Source organism: Streptomyces sp. JL2001 (assembly GCF_050917515.1).
Classification (GTDB): Bacteria; Actinomycetota; Actinomycetes; order Streptomycetales; family Streptomycetaceae; genus Streptomyces.
The window spans coordinates 1737762-1758093 of the sequence record NZ_CP169421.1; the positions used below are offsets into that span (position 1 = coordinate 1737762).

General features: G+C 72.7%; 20 protein-coding genes. 11 read left to right on the top strand and 9 right to left on the bottom strand.

Annotated features, from left to right (window positions below; genetic code table 11):
• Nucleotides 1-3: 3 nt before the first annotated feature.
• Nucleotides 4-549, top strand: a complete 546-nt coding sequence (locus ACE1OA_RS07555; RefSeq protein WP_386545844.1) for a GNAT family N-acetyltransferase — start codon at nucleotides 4-6, stop codon at nucleotides 547-549.
• A 108-nt stretch (nucleotides 550-657) separates the two neighbouring features.
• Here the strand turns inward: ACE1OA_RS07555 and ACE1OA_RS07560 are convergent, their stop codons facing one another.
• Together ACE1OA_RS07560 and ACE1OA_RS07565 are read right to left on the bottom strand one after the other, a co-directional pair.
• A complete protein-coding gene (locus ACE1OA_RS07560; protein ID WP_432752517.1) occupies nucleotides 658-2247 on the bottom strand; it encodes an AMP-binding protein in 1590 nt (529 codons plus the stop codon).
• A complete protein-coding gene (locus tag ACE1OA_RS07565; RefSeq protein ID WP_356607426.1) occupies nucleotides 2244-3920 on the bottom strand; it encodes an AMP-binding protein in 1677 nt (558 codons plus the stop codon). The genes ACE1OA_RS07560 and ACE1OA_RS07565 overlap by 4 nt, the downstream gene beginning before the upstream one ends.
• Nucleotides 3921-4011: 91 nt before the next feature.
• On the opposite strand from ACE1OA_RS07565, the gene ACE1OA_RS07570 reads away from it, so the two are divergent.
• Entirely contained in the window at nucleotides 4012-4836 is an 825-nt protein-coding gene (locus ACE1OA_RS07570) for a response regulator transcription factor (RefSeq protein ID WP_432752518.1), read from the top strand.
• Nucleotides 4837-4861: 25 nt separating this feature from the next.
• Here the strand turns inward: ACE1OA_RS07570 and ACE1OA_RS07575 are convergent, their stop codons facing one another.
• Entirely contained in the window at nucleotides 4862-5977 is a 1116-nt protein-coding gene (locus ACE1OA_RS07575; RefSeq protein ID WP_432752519.1) for a winged helix DNA-binding domain-containing protein, read from the bottom strand.
• Between the two features lie 216 nt (nucleotides 5978-6193).
• Here ACE1OA_RS07575 and ACE1OA_RS07580 point away from each other — a divergent pair, with 216 nt between their 5' ends.
• On the top strand, nucleotides 6194-7297 hold the full coding sequence (locus tag ACE1OA_RS07580) for a magnesium and cobalt transport protein CorA (protein WP_356607432.1): 1104 nt from the start codon (nucleotides 6194-6196) through the stop codon (nucleotides 7295-7297).
• A 165-nt stretch (nucleotides 7298-7462) separates the two neighbouring features.
• Here the strand turns inward: ACE1OA_RS07580 and ACE1OA_RS07585 are convergent, their stop codons facing one another.
• Nucleotides 7463-8062, bottom strand: coding sequence for a TetR/AcrR family transcriptional regulator (locus ACE1OA_RS07585; protein ID WP_432752520.1), 600 nt, complete (start codon nucleotides 8060-8062; stop codon nucleotides 7463-7465).
• Between the two features lie 139 nt (nucleotides 8063-8201).
• Here ACE1OA_RS07585 and ACE1OA_RS07590 point away from each other — a divergent pair, with 139 nt between their 5' ends.
• From ACE1OA_RS07590 to ACE1OA_RS07605, 4 genes are all read left to right on the top strand, one after another.
• Nucleotides 8202-9029 (top strand): crotonase/enoyl-CoA hydratase family protein, encoded by an 828-nt coding sequence (locus ACE1OA_RS07590; RefSeq protein WP_384872980.1) that lies wholly within the window; start codon nucleotides 8202-8204, stop codon nucleotides 9027-9029.
• A gap of 20 nt (nucleotides 9030-9049) precedes the next feature.
• Nucleotides 9050-9874 carry an SDR family NAD(P)-dependent oxidoreductase gene (locus ACE1OA_RS07595; protein WP_432752521.1) on the top strand — a complete coding sequence of 275 codons (825 nt, stop codon included), beginning with the start codon at nucleotides 9050-9052 and terminating at the stop codon, nucleotides 9872-9874.
• 5 nt (nucleotides 9875-9879) lie between these two features.
• Nucleotides 9880-11028: an acyl-CoA dehydrogenase family protein gene (locus ACE1OA_RS07600; protein WP_432752522.1), complete on the top strand. Its 1149-nt coding sequence runs from the start codon at nucleotides 9880-9882 to the stop codon at nucleotides 11026-11028.
• A gap of 328 nt (nucleotides 11029-11356) precedes the next feature.
• Nucleotides 11357-12361: an aldo/keto reductase gene (locus ACE1OA_RS07605; RefSeq protein WP_432752523.1), complete on the top strand. Its 1005-nt coding sequence runs from the start codon at nucleotides 11357-11359 to the stop codon at nucleotides 12359-12361.
• A 122-nt stretch (nucleotides 12362-12483) separates the two neighbouring features.
• On the opposite strand, the gene ACE1OA_RS07610 is transcribed toward ACE1OA_RS07605, so the two are convergent.
• The gene (locus ACE1OA_RS07610; protein WP_356607444.1) at nucleotides 12484-12903 is read right to left on the bottom strand and encodes a BlaI/MecI/CopY family transcriptional regulator; all 420 of its coding nucleotides are present in this window, start codon (nucleotides 12901-12903) and stop codon (nucleotides 12484-12486) included.
• A gap of 256 nt (nucleotides 12904-13159) precedes the next feature.
• On the opposite strand from ACE1OA_RS07610, the gene ACE1OA_RS07615 reads away from it, so the two are divergent.
• Together ACE1OA_RS07615 and ACE1OA_RS07620 are read left to right on the top strand one after the other, a co-directional pair.
• The gene (locus ACE1OA_RS07615) at nucleotides 13160-13735 is read left to right on the top strand and encodes a TerD family protein (protein WP_356607446.1); all 576 of its coding nucleotides are present in this window, start codon (nucleotides 13160-13162) and stop codon (nucleotides 13733-13735) included.
• Nucleotides 13736-13826: 91 nt separating this feature from the next.
• The gene (locus tag ACE1OA_RS07620) at nucleotides 13827-14099 is read left to right on the top strand and encodes a twin-arginine translocase TatA/TatE family subunit (RefSeq protein WP_432752524.1); all 273 of its coding nucleotides are present in this window, start codon (nucleotides 13827-13829) and stop codon (nucleotides 14097-14099) included.
• Between the two features lie 38 nt (nucleotides 14100-14137).
• Here ACE1OA_RS07620 and ACE1OA_RS07625 read toward each other — a convergent pair whose 3' ends face one another.
• The 3 genes from ACE1OA_RS07625 to ACE1OA_RS07635 form a co-directional block, all read right to left on the bottom strand.
• The gene (locus ACE1OA_RS07625) at nucleotides 14138-14620 is read right to left on the bottom strand and encodes a MarR family winged helix-turn-helix transcriptional regulator (protein ID WP_432752525.1); all 483 of its coding nucleotides are present in this window, start codon (nucleotides 14618-14620) and stop codon (nucleotides 14138-14140) included.
• Between the two features lie 31 nt (nucleotides 14621-14651).
• On the bottom strand, nucleotides 14652-15953 hold the full coding sequence (locus ACE1OA_RS07630; RefSeq protein ID WP_432752526.1) for a sialidase family protein: 1302 nt from the start codon (nucleotides 15951-15953) through the stop codon (nucleotides 14652-14654).
• A gap of 175 nt (nucleotides 15954-16128) precedes the next feature.
• Entirely contained in the window at nucleotides 16129-17355 is a 1227-nt protein-coding gene (locus ACE1OA_RS07635) for a hypothetical protein (RefSeq protein WP_356607454.1), read from the bottom strand.
• A gap of 173 nt (nucleotides 17356-17528) precedes the next feature.
• Between ACE1OA_RS07635 and ACE1OA_RS07640 the strand changes: the two genes are divergently transcribed.
• Entirely contained in the window at nucleotides 17529-18185 is a 657-nt protein-coding gene (locus ACE1OA_RS07640; RefSeq protein WP_432752527.1) for a 4'-phosphopantetheinyl transferase family protein, read from the top strand.
• Here ACE1OA_RS07640 and ACE1OA_RS07645 read toward each other — a convergent pair.
• Nucleotides 18157-19026: a hypothetical protein gene (locus ACE1OA_RS07645; protein WP_432752528.1), complete on the bottom strand. Its 870-nt coding sequence runs from the start codon at nucleotides 19024-19026 to the stop codon at nucleotides 18157-18159. The genes ACE1OA_RS07640 and ACE1OA_RS07645 overlap by 29 nt on opposite strands.
• Nucleotides 19027-19157: 131 nt before the next feature.
• Between ACE1OA_RS07645 and ACE1OA_RS07650 the strand changes: the two genes are divergently transcribed.
• Nucleotides 19158-20309, top strand: coding sequence for an acyl-CoA dehydrogenase family protein (locus tag ACE1OA_RS07650; RefSeq protein ID WP_432752529.1), 1152 nt, complete (start codon nucleotides 19158-19160; stop codon nucleotides 20307-20309).
• Nucleotides 20310-20332 lie beyond the last annotated feature (23 nt).

The window sequence follows — 20332 nt, forward strand, 5'->3', positions numbered from 1 at the left end:
CGTATGCGCATCCGAGCGGCCGAACCGGCCGAACTCCCGCTGCTCCAGGACATCGAAAGGGCGGCGGGCGAACCCTTCCGCACCCTCGGCATGGCGGCGATCGCCGACGACGAACCCCTGCCCCTGGACGTTCTCGACGGCTACCGCCTGGCCGGGCGCGCCTGGGTGGCCGTCGACCCCGGCGACCGGCCGGTCGCGTACCTGCTGACGGACACGGTCGACGGCGCCGCCCACATCGAGCAGGTCTCGGTGCATCCGGTCGCCGCCCGCCGCGGCATCGGCCGGGCGCTGATCGAGCACCTGGCGGCCGGGGCCGCGACTCGCGGCCTGACCGCGCTGACGCTGACCACCTTCACGGACGTCCCGTGGAACGCCCCGTACTACCGACGGCTGGGCTTCCGCGCCCTCACCGCGTCGGATCCGGAGCTGACCAGCGGTCTGCGCGAGATCCAGCGGGCCGAGGCCGCGCACGGCCTGGCGACCTGGCCCCGGGTCTGCATGCGCCGCGACCTGATCCCGGCCCCGCGCCTGGAACCGTCGGACGGCTGACCGCCCGGGCGCTCCGGCCGGGCCGGGCCGGCCGCCTGCCGGCCCGGCCCGGAAGGGCGCGGGACGCCTCCGGGCGCCGGGCCGTTCCGAGCCGTCCGGGCGGGGACGTCAGCCGTCGCCGTACCGCCGGCGCAGTTCGATCTTGCGCACCTTGCCGCTCACCGTCATCGGGAACTCGGTGAGGATCTCCACCCTCCGCGGGATCTTGTAGTGCGCCAGGCGGTCGCGGCAGAAGTCCGTGACCTCGTCCAGGGTCGGCGGGTCCGCGGGGTCGCGCGGGATCACGCAGGCGAGGATCTCCTCGCCGTAGCGGGCGTCGGGGACGCCGACGACCTGGACGTCGGCGATCTTCTCGTGGCCGTAGAGGAACTCCTCGATCTCCCGCGGATAGACGTTCTCGCCGCCGCGGATGATCATGTCCTTGATGCGGCCGACGATCTGGACGTATCCGTCCTCCCGCAGCACCGCGAGGTCGCCGGTGTGCATCCACCGCCCGGCGTCGACGGCCTCGGCGGTCTTGTCCGGCTCGTTCCAGTAGCCGAGCATCACGCTGTAGCCGCGGGTGCAGAGCTCACCGGGCGTGCCACGCTCCACGGTGAGGCCGGTGACCGGGTCGACGATCTTCACCTCGACGTGCGGCATGACGCGGCCGACCGTGCCCGTGCGCCGCTCCAGGTCGTCGTCCCGCCGGGTCTGCGTGGAGACGGGCGAGGTCTCCGTCATGCCGTAACAGATCGACACCTCGGCCATGTTCATCTCCGCGACCACCCGCTTCATCACCTCCACCGGGCAGGGCGAGCCCGCCATGATGCCGGTGCGCAGCGTGGAGAGGTCGTAGACGGCGAAGTCGGGGAGGTTCAGCTCCGCGATGAACATGGTCGGGACGCCGTACAAGGAGGTGCAGCGCTCCTGTTCGACCGCGCGCAGGGTGGCCGCCGGGTCGAAGGACGGGGCGGGGATGACCATGCACGCGCCGTGCGAGGTGGCCGCGAGGTTGCCCATGACCATGCCGAAGCAGTGGTAGAAGGGCACGGGGATGCAGATACGGTCCTGCTCGCTGTAGGCGATCATCTCGCCCACGAAGTAGCCGTTGTTGAGGATGTTGTGGTGGGAGAGGGTCGCTCCCTTGGGGAAGCCGGTCGTGCCCGAGGTGTACTGGATGTTGACCGGCTCGTCGCAGGACAGCTCCGCCGGGCGCCGCTCCCCCGCGGTCCGGGTGAGCAGCTCGTCCCAGCTCGGGTCGCCGATGTACACGGCCTCCCGCAACTCCGGGCAGGCGGGCCGGACCTGTTCCACCATCGCCCGGTAGTCGCTGGTCTTGTGACTGAGGGACGCGAAGAGCAGCGAGATCCCGGCCTGCCGGAGCACGTACTCCAACTCGTGGGCCCGGTAGGCGGGGTTGATGTTCACTATGATCGCGCCGATGCGGGCGGTGGCGTACTGCACCAGCACCCACTCGGCGCAGTTCACGGCCCAGATGCCGACGCGGTCGCCCTTGGCGACGCCGCTGCCGAGCAGGGCGTCCGCCAGCCGGTCGACGTCGGCGCCGAACCGGGCGTAGGTCCAGCGGCGCCCGCTCGGGACGTCGACCAGCGCCTCGCGGTCCGGCCAGGCGGCGACGGCCCGGTCGAGGTTGGCGCCGATGGTGTCGCCCAGGAGCTCGGTCCCGCTCGCCCCGTGCGCGTACGACAGGCTCATCCCAGGTCCCCCTCGGTGTACTCCGTGCCCTCGCCCTTCGCCGTGCGCTCGCGCAGTTCGATGCGGCGGATCTTGCCGGAGACGGTCTTCGGCAGCTCGGCGAACTCGATGCGGCGGACCCGCTTGTACGGGGCGAGCACCGCGCGCGAGTGGGCGAAGAGCTCCTTGGCCGTCTCGGCGTTCGCCTCCCAGCCCGCGGCGAGCACGACGTACGCCTTGGGCACCGCGAGCCGCAGCGGATCGGGCGCCGGGACGACCGCCGCCTCCGCCACCGCCTCGTGCTCCAGGAGCGCGCTCTCCAGCTCGAACGGCGAGATCTTGTAGTCGGACGCCTTGAAGACGTCGTCGGCGCGGCCGATGTAGGTGAAGTAGCCGTCGGCGTCGCGCGAACCGATGTCACCCGTACGGTAGTAACCGCCGGCCATGGCCTCGGCCGTCCGCTCCGGGTCGCCGTGGTAGCCGGCCATCAGCCCCACCGGGTCGGCGGAGAGGTCGAGGCAGATCTCGCCCTCGTCGACGTCCGCCCGGCCGCTGACCGGGTCGACCAGCGTGACCCGGAAGCCCGGGCTGGGCCGGCCCATCGAGCCCTCCTTCAGCGGCTGGCCCGGGCTGTTGGAGACCTGGACGGCGGTCTCGGTCTGACCGAAGCCGTCCCGGATGGTGATGCCCCAGGACCGCCGTACGGACTCGATGACCTCGGGGTTGAGCGGCTCGCCGGCCGCGACCACCTCGCGGGGAGGGGTGCGCAGCTGGGTGAGGTCGGCCTGGATCAGCATCCGCCACACGGTCGGCGGCGCGCAGAAGGAGGTGACGCCGTTGCGGTCCATCTCGGCCATCAGCCGGGCGGGATCGAAGCGCGTGTAGTTGTGGATGAAGACGGTCGCCTCGGCGTTCCACGGGGCGAAGAGGTTCGACCAGGCGTGCTTGGCCCAGCCGGGCGAGGAGATGTTCAGATGCACGTCGCCGGGCCGGAGGCCGATCCAGTACATGGTGGCGAGATGGCCGACCGGGTACGAGAGGTGGGTGTGCTCGACCAGCTTGGGGCGGGCCGTCGTGCCGGAGGTGAAGTAGAGCATCAGCGGGTCGTCGGCCAGGGTGACGCCGTCGGGCTCGAAGGCGGCCGGCTCCGCGTACGCCGCCTCGTAGCCGAGCCAGCCGACGCCGTCGCCGCCGACCGCGATCCGGGTGTAGTCCCCGGGCACGTCGTCGAACTTGGCGGTGTCCTCGGCGCGCACGATGACGTGCCGGGCCCGGCCGCGCTCGACCCGGTCGCGCAGGTCGGCGGGCCCGAGGAGCGGGGTGGCGGGGATGACGACGGCCCGCAGCTTCATGGCGGCGAGCGCGGTCTCCCACAGTTCGGCCTGGTTGCCGAGCATGACGATGATCCGGTCGCCGGCGCGCACGCCCTGGGCGCGCAGCCAGTTGGCCGCCCGGTCGGAGCGCGCGGACATCTCGGCGAAGCTCAGCTTCGTCTCGGTCCCGTCCTCCTCCACGATGTGCAGGGCGGTCCTGTCGTTGCCGGCCGCGATGACGTCGAACCACTCCAGAGCCCAGTTGAAATGCTCGGGGCGGGGCCAGGCGAAGCCCTCGTACGCCGTCTCGTAGTCCTCGCGGTGCTGCAGCAGGAAGTCGCGGGCGGCCCGGAACCTCTCCGTCGCGCTGCTTGCCGTCATGTGTCCTCCTCGTTGCGGGACCGTGCTCCGCCATCGTGTAATCAGTGACCCAGGTCTCACTACCCCCGTTCGGGGGTGAAGGAGTGGTTCCGTGCCCGAGCAGACGGAAACGGTGCAGTTGCGCGCCGCGCTGCTGCGGCTGCGCCGCGCCACCGGACTCCAGGTGGTCTTCGGCGGGCTGCTGCAGGACGGCCGCAGGCTGCGCATCGCGGAGCTGGACGGCGCGGTGACGCCGGCCCTGCGCGGTCTGGCGATCTCGACGGGCAGCGGTCTCGGCGGGAAGTGCCTGGCGCTGTCCCGCCCGTGCGCGGTCACGGACTACCCGTCGGCGCGGCACATCACGCACGAGTACGACGGCCCGGTGTCGGCGGAGGGGCTGCGTTCGGTGATCGCCGTCCCCGTCGTCGTGCGCCGCAAGGTCCGGGGCGTGCTGTACGGGGCGCTGCGGGAGTCCCTGCCGCTCGGCGAGCGGGTCTTCGACGCGGCGGTCGGCGCGGCGCGGGACGTGGAGCAGGCGCTCGCGGTCCGGGACGAGGTGCGCCACCTCGCGGCCGCCGAGCGGGAGCCGGTCGCCGGCCCCTCGTGGGAGGAGGTCCGGCAGGCACACGGCGAGCTGCGCGAACTGGCCCCCCGGATCCCGGACCCGGAGCTGCGGGCCCGGCTGCTCGCGGTGTGCGGTCGCCTGGAGACGGCCTCGACGGGGCCGGAGCGGCCGGCGGACCTGACGTTGACGCCGCGCGAGACGGACGTCCTGGCGTCGGTGGCGTCCGGCGCGACGAACGCGACGGCCGCGGAGCGGCTGGGCCTGCGCCCGGAGACGGTCAAGGGCTACCTGCGCTCGGCCATGCGCAAGCTGGGCGCCCACACCCGCTGGGAGGCGGTGGTGGCGGCTCGCAGGGCGGGACTGCTGCCGTAGGTCCGGGCGCCTGCCGCGCCCCCCTTCAGCGGTGGACGATCCCGAAGCCGATCTCGTACGGGACGTCCTGCGGGGCCGTCGTCGCCAGCATCCGCTCCGCCTCCGCCGTCAGCTCCGCCCGCTGGGCACGCGTGGGCCGGCCGAACGGCTCGATGGTCATGACCGTTCGCTCCTTGGACTCCTCCAGCCGCCAGATCCCGGCGAGGAAGCCGTCGAGCAGGAAGACGCAGTACGCCTGGTTGCCCTTCCAGGTACGGCCCTTGTGCTCGGCGGCCACGACCCGGCCGCGGTCGGCGTGGGAGAGCAGCAGGTTGTCGAACTCGGGGAGGAAGCGCGGCGGGGCGGGCGTGCCCTCGTCCGGCCGGGCGGCGTCCGGCAGGTCGAAGAGCTCGACGCCGTTCTCGTCCCGGAAGGTGACCAGTCGGGGCCGGAGGCGCTCGAAGGCGTCCCGGAGCCGGGTGAGGCCGCACCAGGTCTGCATGTCCTTGACGGAGGCGGGGCCGAAGGCGGCGAGGTAGCGCAGGACGGTGTCGTCCGGGGCGGGCACGGGCTCGGCCGGGCGGCCGAACCAGTGCTCGGCGGTCGTCAGGCTGACCTGCCCGCTCCGGCGCCACAGACCGCGCGGGGTGACCTGGACGAGGGGAAGCCGGCAGCGCGCGGCGACGGCGAGCGCCTGCGGATCGGCGTCCGGCCACTCGACGAGGAGCGCCTCGCGGATCTCCTTCGGCGTCCGGGGCCGCTCCTCGACCAGTTCGCGGGCGAGCACGGCGAGCCGGTCGAGGTCGACGCCGACGAGGCCCTTGCGGAAGAGGGTGAGCTCGCGGTCACGGGCGCCCTGCACGAGGGGGCGCAGGGTGAACACGTCGTCGGCGGTGTGGGTGTGGATGGTGGAGCGCATGGTGACGATCCGGGCGACCTCGCGCGCCTCCATCAGCGCCGAGAGTTCCTCGGGCCGGAAGCCGTCGAGCCGGGCGGCGAGGGCGTAGTACGGCGGCTTGGTGTTCTGCGCCTGGAGCCCGAGGAGGTGGGAGACGGCGTCCCCGGCGGACATCGCGGCGCGGCTCAGCAGCAGCTGGCGGGCCAGCGTCGCGCGGTTCAGCGCGCGGGGGGTGAGGAGCGGGAGTGTCGTCGTCGAGGCCATGTACGGCACGCTACGCGGCCTTGCGGACAGATACGGTCCGCAAGGCCGGGAAGGGCCCCGCGGCGGAGGCCCCGGGGAGCCGCAGGAGCGGCCCGGGTGTCCGGGCCGTGACCACGCGGGGGCAGGCCCGGGAGCCGCGCCGGCGCGATTCGCCCCGTATATCCTGCCCGGAGACCCACCGAACGACCCCGAACGCCCCGCGGAGGTGGACCCACCGTGCCGGAACGCCGTCCCCGCGCAGCCTGGCGCCGCCAGCCGGAACCGTCGGCGTCCCGGGGGCCGGCGCGCCCCGGCGACCAGCCGAGCGTGGTGCAGGCGACGCTCTACCGCGACGGCCGCAAGGTCTCGTCCCCCGACACGCTCGCCGAGACCTTCCGTCAGCTGCGCGAGCATCCGGACGGCATGGCGTGGATCGGCCTGCACCGCCCTTCGGAGACGGAACTCCACTCCCTGGCGGCCGAGTTCGACCTCCACGAACTGGCCGTCGAGGACGCCCTGGAGGCGCACCAGCGCCCCAAGCTGGAGCGCTACGGCGACACCTTGTTCGTGGTCCTGCGCGCGGCGCGCTATCTCGACGCCCCGGAGGAGGTCGACTTCGGCGAACTCCACGTGTTCGTCGGCCGGGACTTCGTGATCACCGTCCGGCACGCCGAGGCCCCCGACCTCTCCGCGGTCCGCCGTCGCATGGAGGACAACCCGGCCCTCCTCGCCCTGGGCCCCGAGGCGGTCCTGTACGCCATCCTCGACGCGGTCGTCGACGGCTACCTCCCGGTCGTCGCGGGCGTCCAGAACGACATCGACGAGATCGAGACCGAGGTCTTCGGCGGCGACCCGGCGGTCTCCCGGCGCATCTACGAACTCTCCCGCGAGATGGTCGAGTTCCAGCGCGCCACCCGTCCTCTGGTCGGCATGCTGCACGGCCTGATGGCCGGCTTCGCCAAGTACGGCACGGACGAGGAACTCCAGCGCTACCTCCGCGACGTCGCCGACCACGTCACCCACACCAGCGAGCGCGTGGACGGCTTCCGCCAGGCCCTGACGGAGATCCTCACGGTGAACGCGACGCTGGTCACCCAGCAGCAGAACGCGGAGATGCGCGCACTGGCGGAGGCGGGCTTCGAGCAGAACGAGGAGATCAAGAAGATCTCCGCGTGGGCGGCCATTCTCTTCGCACCCACGCTCGTGGGAACCATCTACGGGATGAACTTCGAGCAGATGCCCGAGTTGAGCTGGAACCTCGGATACCCCTTCGCGGTCGGCTTGATGGGGGTGGTCTGCGTCAGCCTGTACGTGATCTTCAAGCGACGGGACTGGCTCTAGCAGCCGACTCCAGCAAGCATCCGGCCCCACGGGTCCGCCGGCCGCTCGGCCGCACCGTCGGAGCACCCCGGCCCACCACTCGGCGCGCGCCCGTTCGCCCGTACGCGCCACCCGTGCGCACCGGTCACCGCGTCCCGCCGCCCGTGCTCACCGGGCGGACCGGGCTCACGGCTGGGCGCTGCCCAGAAAGCGGTCGGCCCACAGGCGGAGCAGTTCGTCCTCGAAGGCCGGGTCCTCGCGCAGCACGCTGGTGAGTGCGAGGCCCCGGTGGAGCACGAGGAGCGACTCGCAGAGCAGGACGAAGTCCTCGCGGGCCGTGACGTCCGGACCGAGGATGTCGGAGATCAGGGCGCGTTGGGCCGCGCCCACCTCTCGTTCCGCGGGCAGCAGGGTCGCCTTGAGGTCGGGGTCGGTGCGGGCAGCCAGCCACAGCTCCAGGCCGGCGAGGAAGTGCGGGCCGGACATGGCGGCGCGGAGCAGGGCGAGCCCCTGCTCCGGACTCCGTGCGCCGGAGCTCGTCTCGGTGCGGATGTGCGCGAGGCGGAGTTCGGCGACGTGGTGGGTCGCGGCGGCCAGCAGGTCGGCCTTGGAAGCGAAGTGATGCAGCAGGGCGCCCCGCGAGACCCCGGCCCGCTCCTGTACCCGCTGGGTGGTGGTGTGGGCGAAGCCGTACTCGACCAGGCAGTCGATGGTGGCGTCGAGGAGTCGCTGCCGGGTGTCCTCCCGGCGTTCCTGCTGGGTGCGTCGGGGTCGGGCAGAAGGCATGGGGCGAGCGTACGCCACGGAAGATCGCTCAACATACCGTCTGGACGGACTGTATGTTCCGGGTCTAGCGTGCCTCCCGTACCGGCCCAGCCCACACCCACCGGGACTCCGTGCGTGAGCCCATGTGGAAGGGAGAGCAATGAACAGGACCCCTGTCCGCATCGAGCGCGAGGGCCCCGTGTGGACGGTGATCCTCAGCCGGCTCGAGGCCCGCAACGCCGTCGACGGTCCGACCGCGGCCCTGCTCGCCGACGCGTTCCGCGAGTTCGACTCCGATCCGGACGCGGCCGTCGCCGTGCTGTGGGGCGACGGCGGCACCTTCTGCGCCGGTGCCGACCTCAAGGCCGTCGGCACCGGGCGCGGCAACACGGTGGCCGCCGAGGGCGACGGGCCGATGGGCCCCACCCGTATGCGGCTGAGCAAGCCCGTGATCGCCGCGATCGCCGGACACGCGGTGGCCGGCGGACTCGAGCTGGCGCTCTGGTGCGATCTGCGGGTCGCCGAGGACGACGCCGTCTTCGGTGTCTTCTGTCGCCGCTGGGGCGTACCGCTGATCGACGGAGGCACGGTGCGGCTGCCCCGCCTGATCGGCGAGAGCCGCGCCATGGACCTGATCCTCACGGGCCGGCCCGTCCCGGCCGTCGAGGCGTACGACATCGGGCTCGCCAACCGGCTCGTCCCGGTCGGCGAGTCGCGCGCGGCAGCGGAGCGACTCGCACGTGAGATCGCCGCCTTCCCCCAGCTGTGCGTGCGCCACGACCGGCTCTCCGTACGCGAGGGGCACGGCCTGAGCGAGGCGGACGCCCTGGCCGTCGAGTACCGGCACGGCATGGTCCCGCTGACCGCGGGTGAGACCCAGGCAGGCGCCGACAGGTTCGCGGCAGGCGCGGGCCGCCACGGATCCTTCGCGGACGTGCCCGACGCGGCCGACGCAGACACATCCCCCGCCCCCCTTCCCAACCCGTGACATCCGAGGACACCTCCACCATGGGCAACCTGAACGGCAAGGTCGCACTTGTCTCCGGCTCCGGCCGGGGCATCGGCCGGCAGATCGCACTGAAGCTCGCCCGCGAGGGCGCCGCGGTGGTCGTCAACGACCTCGACGAGGCGCCCGCGAAGGAGACGGTCGACGCGATCACCGCCGCCGGCGGGCGGGCGACCGCGGCCATCGGCAGCGTCACCGACCCGGACTTCGCGGAGGACTTCGTCGCCGCCGCGGCCGACACCTTCGGTGGACTGCACATCATCGTCAACAACGCCGGCTACACCTGGGACAACGTCGTCCAGAAGACCACCGACGAGCAGTGGCACGCCATGCTGGACGTCCACCTCTCCGGCCCGTTCCGGATCCTGCGCGCGGCGCAGCCGCTGATCAGCGCCGCAGTCAAGCAGGAGCGCGCCGCCGGGATCTCCGTCTGCCGCAAGGTCGTCAACGTCTCCTCCATCGCGGGTCTGGTCGGCAATCCCGGGCAGGCCGGCTACGCCGCCGCCAAGGCCGGGGTCATCGGTCTGACCAGGACCATGGCCAAGGAGTGGGGTCGCTACAACGTCACCACCAACACCGTGGCCTTCGGGCTCATCGACACCCGGCTCACCGAGCCCACCACCGCCGACACCACGATCGACGTGGCGGGCAGGCAGATCAAGGTGGGTGTCAACCCCGGTCTGCTCCAGGCGGCCGAGCAGTTGATCCCTCTCGGCCGGACCGGCACACCGGAGGAGGCCGCCGGCGCGGTGTACCTGCTGTGCACGCCGGAGTCGGACTACATCAGCGGGCAGACCCTGGTCTGCGCCGGTGGATTCCAGGGGTGAGGACGATGACCGACCGCTACCGTTCCGCGTGGCTCGACGAGGACGTCGACTCCCTGACCGAACTGGCCGCACGCTTCTTCGCCAAGGAAGTGGTGCCGCACCTGGACCGCTTCGACGAACAGCAGCGCGTGGACCGAGAGCTGTGGACCAAGGCGGGCGAGCTGGGGCTCCTGTGCTGCTCGGTCCCCGAGGAGTACGGCGGCGGAGGCGGCACCCTGGCCCACGACATCGCCGTGCTCGGCGAACAGGTCCGCGCCACGGACACCGGGCTCGGACTCATCGTGCACAGCGGGATGGTGGCCCACTACCTGCTCGCCTACGGCACGGAGGAGCAGAAGCACCGCTGGCTGCCGGGCATGGCCTCCGGGGAGCTCGTCGGGGCGATCGCCATGACCGAGCCGGGCGCCGGCTCGGACCTGAAGAACATGTCCACCCGCGCGGTGCGCGACGGCGACCACTACGTGGTGACCGGGTCCAAGACGTTCATCAGCAACGGCGGCACCGCCGACCTCGTCATCGTCGCCGCCAAGACCGATCCGGCCGCCGGCGCACAGGGGATCTCGCTGCTCGTCCTGGAGACCGCCGGCGCGGCGGGCTTCCAGCGGGGCCGGGTCCTCAAGAAGATCGGCATGCACGCACAGGACACCAGCGAGCTCTTCTTCGACGACGTCCGCATCCCCGTCGGCCGGCTCCTCGGGAAGGAAGGGGGAGGCTTCGCGATGCTGATGCAGCAGCTGGCCCAGGAGCGGCTGCTGCTCGGCGTCGTGGCCGTCGCCGCCATGGAGCGGGCTCTGGCGGAAGCCATCGCGTACACCAAGGAACGGCGCGCCTTCGGCGGTCCCCTGTTCGACCTGCAGCACGTGCGCTTCGAGCTGGCCGAGTGCGCCACCCTCGTCCACGCCGCGCGTGTCTTCGTCGACAGCGCGATCGAACGCCATCTCAGGGGTGAGCTGGACACAGCCACCGCCTCGATGGCCAAGTGGTGGCTCACCGACACGCAGTGCCAGGTCATCGACCGCTGTCTGCAACTGTTCGGCGGCAACGGCTATATGCGGGAGTTGCCCATCGCGCGGCTCTATGCCGACGCGCGAGGCCAGAAGATCTACGGCGGCGCCAACGAGATCATGAAGGAACTCATCGCCCGGTCCTTGTGACCCCGGGCAGCGGCGAGGGCCGGCCGCCCGCCCCGGCGCCCTGACCGGGCGCCGGGTGGGTGGACCGGGGTCCCCCGGCCCGCCGGCGGTCGGCACGGGCGGTCGTGCCGACCGCCGAGAGACCGCCGAGGGATCATGTATGTGAACGTGCCGGGACGGTAGGTCACTCCTCGCTCACCGGTCAAGCCCCCGGAACCACCTTAGTTCGAACCGTCGACCGACACGCCTGGGCCGGGACAGGACGGTCGCGGAAAGCCCTTGTCCTGGTGTGCGCTCCAGGACCTAGCGTGAGGCCCCGTCGAACAAGCTGATCCCGAGGGGGACTTCCATGAAGCACGTCGAACTGGGCCGCACCGGGACGAGCGTCGGCCGGCTGGGGCTCGGTTGCATGCTGATGGGCACGACGACGGACGAGGAGACGTCCTTCGCGATGCTCGACCGGTTCACCGAGGCGGGCGGGACGCTCCTGGACACCGCCAACTGCTACTGCTGGTGGGAGCGCCCGGGCAGCCACGGAGGCGAGAGCGAGGAGCTGCTCGGCCGGTGGATGGGACGCCGGGGCCGGCGGGACCAGGTGTTCCTGGCGACCAAGGCGGCGGGGCTCGTCCTGAACGCGGACGAGGCGCGGCTGCCCGGGGGCGGGGCGGACTGGAGCCGGGCGCGGTTCGACGGGGCGGGGGCGAAGACCCTGCACGCGTCGATCGACGACAGCCTGCGCCGGCTCGGCACCGACCACGTCGACCTCTACTACGTCCACGTCGACGACCGGGCCACGCCGCTGGAGGAGACGCTGGAGGCTCTGGCGGAGATCGTGCGCGCCGGCAAGGCCCGGTACATCGGCTGGTCCAACGTCCGCACCTGGCGCCTGGAGCGCATCCGCGGCCTGTGTGAGCGCAACGGCTGGCCGGCTCCCGTCGCGCTCCAGCAGCAGCACTCGTACCTGCGGCCCCGTACGGGCCTCGACGTGGCCTCGGTCGTGGACCACGAGCAGCTCGACTACCTGCGGGCCCACGAGGACCTGACGCTGGTCGCCTACTCGCCGATCCTGCGGGGCATCTACGACGACGCCGCCAAGCGCCGGGACCACTGGATGATGGAGCGGTACGCGGGTCCCGACGCCGAGGCACGGCTGGAGGTGGTGGCCGCGGTGGCCGCCGAGGTGGGCGTGACCCCCAACCAGCTGGTGCTCTCCTGGATGCTGCACCAGACCTCCCCGCGGACGGTCCCGCTGATCGGGCCCCGCACCCTGGAGCAGTACGAGGCCGCGCTCCCGGCGCTGGAACTCACGCTCTCCGCCGAGCTGCTCGCTCGTCTGGACGCCGCCGGGGCGTGAGCGGGAGGCCGCCGGCCGTCGTCTGCGGGGACCCGGCCCGTCCGGTACCGCAACAGCGACCGGCCAGGCGGTCCGTGGCGGGGGGGGACGCGCGGGAGGAGGACGCGGACCGCAGGGGGGTTTCAGTCCTCCCCCTCCACCTCGGCCTTCGCCAGCAGCTCCCGCAGCAGTTGCTCCTCCGCGGCCGAGAGGCCCGTCACGAAGCGCGCGAGCACCGCCTCGCGGTCGCGTTCGCCGTCCAGGACCCTGCGCATGCGCAGGGCGGCGAGCCCCGCCTGGTCGGCGACGGCGGTCCACTCGAAGGACCGGCCGGCCCGCTCCCGGGAGACCGCGCCCTTGGCGTGCAGGCGCGTCAGGATGGTGATCACGGTCGTGTACGCGAGGTCGCCGCCGAGCCGTTCCTGGACGAGACCGGCGGTGACGGGCCGGTCCGACGACCGCAGCGCGGCCAGGACCAGGGCCTCCAGCTCGCCCTGGCCGCGCCGCCGCTGGACGGGTCCGGCGCCACCCGGGTCCCGGTCGCCCGTCCCGTGGTCAGCCATCCCGTCGACCTCCCGGCCCGCTTCGAAGTTCCGCAGCCCCGGGTTCGCCCGCGTACGGGGCGCGGGGGCGGTCCATCGTACTCATCCGGAACCCGCCGATCGGCGTCCCGCCGCCGTCCACCGGGGCGTGGACGCGCCGTCCGGCGCGCGACCCATGACAGGGAAACGGCGCCCGAGGACGGGGGCTCACGCCCCGTTCCCTTCACCTTCTACGCCCCTGTAGATTCGTGCCCACGACTCGGGGAAAGGACACGACATGGGTGTGAGTCTGGCCAAGGGCGGCAACGTCTCGCTGAGCAAGGAGGCCCCCGGACTGACCGCGGTGCTGGTGGGTCTGGGCTGGGACGTACGGACGACCACGGGCGCCGACTACGACCTCGACGCGAGCGCCCTCCTGCTGAACGACACCGGCAAGGTCGTCTCCGACCGGCACTTCGTCTTCTACAACAACCTCACCAGCCCGGACGGTTCGGTCGAGCACACCGGCGACAACCTGACCGGCGAGGGCGACGGCGACGACGAGTCGATCAAGGTCGACCTGTCCGCCGTGCCGGCGGACATCGGCCGCATCGTCTTCCCGGTCTCCATCCACGACGCCGACAACCGCGGCCAGAGCTTCGGCCAGGTTCGCAACGCCTTCATCCGCGTGGTCAACCAGTCCGGCGGCGCGGAGCTCGCGCGGTACGACCTCTCCGAGGACGCCGCCACCGAGACCGCCATGATCTTCGGCGAGCTCTACCGGCACGGCGCGGAGTGGAAGTTCCGCGCGGTCGGGCAGGGGTACGCCTCCGGACTCGCCGGGATCGCCGCCGACTTCGGGGTCAACGTCTGACGTCGGCACCCCGACCCCTCCCGTACCGCCCGCCGCTCGGGCCCGGACAGGGCCCACGGCCCGCTCACCCCGACCCGGAAACGGAGCCCACGTGTTCGGCATCAGCGAGATCGCGATCCTCCTGATCGTCGTCATCGCCCTCCTCGGCGCCAGGAAGCTGCCCGAGCTCGCACGGAACGCCGGCAAGGCCGCGCGGATCCTCAAGAGCGAGACGCGGGCGATGAAGGACGACGGCGCGGCGCAGGAGCCGCGGGCCGTGTACGAGGTCACCACGCCCCGGCCGACGGGGAGTGGCACCGCGGCGTCCGCGGCCACGCCGCCGGGGACACCCGGCTCCCCCGAGGGCGGGCCGGCCGGGCACTGAACCGCGCCAGAGCCTCGGGGCGGCGGGCCCGAGGCGGGTCAGGACGTCCCGGTGGGGTGGTCCAGCAGGCGGGTGAGCAGCCGCACGAACTGGTCGCGTTCGGCCGGGCTCAGCGGCGCGAGCAGTTCGTCGTGGAGGTCGTCCAGGACCTTGTCGAGAAGGCGCAGTTGCCGGCGGCCCTCGGCGGAGATCGTGATGATGTTGCGGCGCTTGTCGTCGGGGTCCGGCGCCCGCTCGACGAAGTGACGCCCGGCCAGCTCGTTGAGCACGCCGACCATGTCACTGCGGTAGATGTCGGTGCGCCGGCTCAGTTCCGCCTGGCTGCACGGGCCCTGGTCCTGCAGCGAGGCGAGCACGGCGTAGTGCCACTTGCGGGCGTCGGCCCCGGCCAGCCCCTCGTTGACCAGCCGGTCCGACCGCGTGGACAGCAGCGACAGCAGCCGGCTCGCCCGTCGACGGAGTCTGTTGGGCGTCCGGGGCGCGCCGCCTTCGGGCCTGGCCGCGGCTTCGGGTCTGGTCACGGCGCTCACCCTACCCGTTCCGTTAGTCCGACTACCGATGTACGTTCTCCGGCGTCGCCCCCTTCCGGGGCACCTCCTGCGTGACCACGTCGAGCGGGACGCGACGGAACGCGATCGACTCGTACGGATGCCGCGTTCCGGTCTCGTACAGCAGGCCGACGGTCTCCGTGTCCGCCCGCACCAGGTCCGAGTAGGCGGCCGGGCGCGGGGAGAGGGTGAGGACGCGGGTGGCCGAACGTCCACCGTCCGTACTGCGCCAGATCGCCATCCGCGCACGAACGTCCGGTAAGGACGGGCCCGAGAACAGCAGGACGTCACCACGGCTGCCGGCGTCGTCGCCACGATGCCCCAGGTGCAGCACGCTGCCCTGGACGACCGGCATCGCGGCGAGCGCGGGCTGTGGCGCGTAGGGCCGGTCCAGTGAGGCTCCGCCGTCGGAGGAGACGGCGGCGGCCCGGTTGCCCGGGCTCGTTCCGTGCTGGTCCCGCGCCGTGAAGTAGAGCCTTCCGTCGTCGAGTTGGACGGCCGATGACTCGTTGGCGTTGACGAAGCCGTCGTGGTCGTCGTCCACGTAGCCGACCGACCACGACCGGCCGCCGTCGTCGCTGTACAGCGCGTGCGCGCCGTAGTAGCGGGGTTCGCGTCCGGTGTCCGGCGAGCCCGCGGGGGGCGCGACGGAGTGGTTGGCCGGGACGAGGAGACGGCCGGCGCGGGCGCCCCGGGTCAGGGCGAGCGCGTGGCCCGGGCCGGTGGCGTACCACCGCCATCCGGGTCTCGTGACCGCCGAGGTGATCTCGCGGGGCGCGGTGAAGGACCGTCCGTCGTCCCGGCTGCGCTGGACGAACACCCGCCGGCCCCGGTCGGGGCCGGCCCGGCCGGCGAGGATCTGCGCCTCCGTCACCGCGCCGTCGTTGTACGAGGAGACGAGGACCACGTCACCGGTGGAGGGATCGACCACCGGCGCCGGATTGCCCCGGGTGTCCCCCCGGCCCGCCGCGACGACGCGCACCGGGTCCCAGCCGCAGCCCCCGTCCGTCGACCTGCGCACGACGATGTCGACGGCGCCGCTGTCGCCCGTCCCGTCGCGCCGCCCTTCGGCGAACGCGAGCAGGGCCCCCGCGCGCGTACGGACCACGGCGGGGATGCGATAGGCGGGGTAACCGCCGACGCCGGCGACGTACGGGACGGACGAGGCGCAGCCGGGTGCCGGGGCCGGTCCGGCCGGGGGAGCCTCGGGGCGGGCGCCCGTCCGGGCGAGGAGTCCGCCGACGAGCAGCGCCGACACCACCGCTCCGGCCGACGAGAGCCGCCACCACCGCACCGCGCGCCCCATCCGCTCTCCCCCTGCCGGGCGGCCCGGCCCTCGTGCGCCACGGACCGGGATCGCGGGCGGCCGGCCCGCGGTCCGCACGAACGGTGCCGCAGTGGAGCGGCCGAGGCCCCACGGGGGCGTCGACGCGTGCGGCCCGGCGGGTGAAGAGGAGGTGAACCCGACGAACGCGGGCGCGCTACGCCGCCGTGTCCCCCTGCTCCCCCGCCGGCGCGTCGGCCGCGTACGGGTGGACGTAGCGGTCCTCGTGGAAGGGCGTGAACCAGGTCGCGAAGGCCATCGGGGTGATGCCGAGCGACTCCGCCGCCGGGTCCTCGTCTATGCCGTCCATCGAGTCGTCGTAGAGCCACTCGAAGTCCCGGTCCTCGTAGACCCCGGCGGCGAAGACCTCCAGCGCGGCGACGACGCCGTCGTCCAGGAGGTCGTAGAGGTCGAGCGTGATGTGCGCCTGCTCCAGCAGCAGTTTGAGGACGAGTTGCTCGGCGACGCAGCCGAGCCGGCGGAAGCCGCCGTCGGTGAAGCGGGTGGTGAGGGCCACGGCGGTCACCAGGAAGCGGCGGGCGAACCGTTCGTCGTACTGGAGCGCGTAGCGGGGCGGCAGGTCACCGAGGTGCCACAGGTGCCCTTCGCAGGCGGCGGCGTTCGCGTCCTCCTCGGCCAGGACCTGGACATCGTCGAAGAGCTCGTCGACGAGGAGTTCCGCGGCGTGCACGATCGCCCCCGCCGCGACCTCGGCACTCTCCGGGGACACCCCGGCGGTCGCGCTGCCCGCCGCGCCGCCGCGGTCGGCTCCGGGCTCCCCGACGGTTTCGGCGACGGCCGCCGTACCGCCGCGCGGAGCGCCGGCGTCGGCCTCGCCCCGGGTCGGCCCCGGCTCGGGCGGGCGGACCCCGAAGGCCTCCGGCCCGAAGGAGCGCAGCCGGCCGGAGGCCGCGCGGAATCCGGCCCGGTGGTCCGTGCCGTCGGCCGCCCGCTCGGCGGCCGACGCGGCGCCGGCCGTGTGCCGGGCCCGGCGGGCCTCCAGGTCGCTCGGCGGCGCGTCCGGCCCCTCGGCCGCCTCCAGGCTCTCGCGGGCACGGTCGGTGTGCAGCTTCACCTCGCTGCTGCGGACCACCCAGTCGGCCAGCAGCTCCGAACGGTCCAGCACCTCCTCCGTCACGGAGCCGACCGCGTCCTCCGCCAGTTCCAGCGACGTCGCGTCGACGAACACCTGCAGCACCGCGCCGCTCGGATGGACCTCCACGAGCGTGTCGATGAGGTCCACCTCCGTGCCGTCGGGTCCCTCGATCCCGGCCACCGCGTCGAATCCCTGCCGGAGGAGCGCGGTCGCCCCCACCCGATGCAGTTCGTCCAGTTCCGGAGCGCCCTCCGGCGTGTGCGTTTCCACCGTCACGACATAGGTCACGACGGCAAGCCTGCCAGGCCCGACCCACCGGTAACGGGCGAACGGGCAAGCCGGAAAGCCCACATGACCGACAGTCGCCCCCGCCCCGCGTCCGGGTGGCCGGATCACCGGCAGAGGGCCGCGATCCGGGCGATCGCCGGTGGGATCCGGGCGCCGCCGATACGGTGGATGCCGTGATCGAATCGATTCTTCCCACGGGCACGGCGGTCTCCGAGGCGTTCGGGGACTCGGCGGAGGCGACCCTGTACCCCGGCGAGGAGGAGTTCATCGCACGGGCGGTGGAGGCACGCCGCCGCGAGTTCACCACCACCCGGCACTGCGCCCGGCTCGCCCTGCGCGATCTCGGGTACGAGCCGGTGGCGATCCCGAGCGGCGAGAAGCGCGAACCGGTCTGGCCGACGGGGGTCGTCGGCGCGCTGACGCACTGCCTCGGATACCGGGCGGCCGCGCTGGCCCGGGCGGAGGACGTCGTCTCCCTGGGCATCGACGCGGAACCCCATCTCCCGCTGCCCGAAGGCGTTCTGGGATCCGTCTCCCGGTCCGAGGAGCGCGAGCGGATCGCGGAGCTGACGGCGTACGTGCCCGAAGTGCACTGGGACCGCCTGCTGTTCAGTGCGAAGGAGTCCGTCTACAAGGCGTGGTTCCCGCTGGCCCGCCGCTGGCTGGACTTCTCCGAGGCGACCCTGGAGTTCGATCCGTCCGGTCGCGCCTTCCACGCGACGCTCCACCAGGAGGGCCCGCCGGTGGACGGGCGGCCCCTCACCTCGATGAGCGGGCGCTGGCTCGTCGACAACGGCCTGATCACGACGGCGGTCGCCGTCGTCCGCTGAACGCTCGGCTCTCGTCGGCCTCGTCGGCCGGCGGGTTCCAGTGCCGGGGCAGCTCGGCCCCGCAGGGCGCGCAGACGTAGTCGTCCTCGCGCACGACGTTCAGCTGCGCGCAGCGGGGACAGCGCCGGAAGACGACGACGTGGTCGAAGCCCCCGTCGTGGGCGAGGCCCGCGCGGTCGAGGGCGAGGGCGACCGAGTCCCAGGAGTCGGCGTCGGGACAGTAGCCGGTCGACTGGTTGCTGATCTCGACGGCCCGCAGCCCTTCGGGCCCCTCGGCGAAAGCGACCTCACCGGCCGCGCGCACCAGCGCACGGCGCCCGGCGCACGCGACGTGCTCGCTGCGCCGTGGCGCGAGCAGGAGCACGCCGTCCTCGTCGACGACGTAAGTGAAGGGTTCGGCGAGATCCGCGCGGCTCTGCCCGGCGAGCCAGGCCGCGAGGTCCGCTGGGCGGGAGATCGGGCTGCCCGTGCGCCGCTCGGGGGCCGCGGCCCTGATCTCCGGGGGTCCGACGTATCCGTAGCGGCGCGGCTCCGCCGAGGAGATCACGATCCACGGGCGCAGCGTCCGCACGCCGGGACCGGACAGGCGCACCTTCGCCGCGCAGGGCGGGGTGACGGAGTCGACCGGCCGGCCGTGGAAGTCGATGTCCTCGAGGACGAGGGTGTCGCCGTCGAAACGGTCGCCGACCCGGGGTTCGCCGCCGACGCAGCGCACGACGCACCCGGCCGTCTCGGGCGCCGGCCTCGCCTCCCCCGCCGGCCACCGCCCGGTCGTGGGCGGCCCGCCGTCCCCGTACCGCGCCACCTCCAGGATCTGGAGGGCACCACCCCGTAGGTCCACGGGCCGCACCTTAGGGGGCCGTCCCGGGTGTACGCGACCGGACCTCCCTTCCAGGCTACTGGCATCATGGCACTGAGTGTGTTTTGCTGAGGGTACTCAGTGCCAAAAGCCTTCAAGGGGAGCTCCAGATCATGGGCAAGGACTTCGACCTGTATCGCCTGTCCGAGGAGCACGACATGCTCCGGGAGACGGTCCGTGCGCTGGCGGAGGCGAAGATCGCGCCGTTCGCCGCCGCGGTGGACGAGGAGGGGCGGTTCCCCCAGGAGGCGCTGGACGCGTTGGTGGCGGCGGATCTGCACGCGGTGCACGTGCCGGAGACGTACGGGGGTGCGGGCGCGGACGCGCTGGCGACGGTGATCGTGATCGAGGAGGTCGCGCGGGCGTGCGGCAGCTCGTCGTTGATCCCGGCGGTGAACAAGCTCGGGTCGCTGCCGGTGGTGCTGTCGGGTTCGGAGGAGCTGAAGGCGAAGTACCTCGGGCCGCTGGCCAAGGGTGACGCGATGTTCTCCTACGCGCTGTCGGAGCCGGACGCGGGTTCGGACGCGGCGGGCATGAAGACGCGTGCGGTGCGGGACGGGGACTTCTGGGTCCTCAACGGGGTGAAGCGGTGGATCACCAACGCCGGGGTGTCGGAGTTCTACACGGTGATGGCGGTCACCGACCCGGAGAAGCGGTCCAAGGGCATCAGCGCGTTCGTGGTGGAGAAGTCCGACGAGGGCGTCTCCTTCGGTGCGCCGGAGAAGAAGCTCGGCATCAAGGGCTCCCCGACCCGTGAGGTCTACCTGGACAACGTGCGGATCCCCGCGGACCGGATGATCGGCGCGGAGGGCACCGGGTTCGCCACCGCGATGAAGACGCTGGACCACACCCGGATCACGATCGCCGCCCAGGCCATCGGCATCGCGCAGGGCGCCCTCGACTACGCCAAGGGCTACGTCCAGGAGCGCAGGCAGTTCGGCAAGCCGATCGCCGAGTTCCAGGGCGTGCAGTTCATGCTCGCCGACATGGCCATGAAGCTGGAGGCGGCCCGGCAGCTCACCTACGCGGCCGCGGCGAAGTCCGAGCGGGTCGACGGCGACCTGACCTTCTTCGGTGCCGCCGCCAAGTGCTTCGCCTCCGACGTCGCGATGGAGGTCACCACCGACGCCGTCCAGCTCCTCGGCGGCTACGGCTACACCCGTGACTACCCCGTCGAGCGCATGATGCGCGACGCCAAGATCACCCAGATCTACGAAGGCACCAACCAGGTCCAGCGCATCGTCATGGCCCGCAACCTCCCGTAATCGTCTGCCACTTGAAAGGAGCC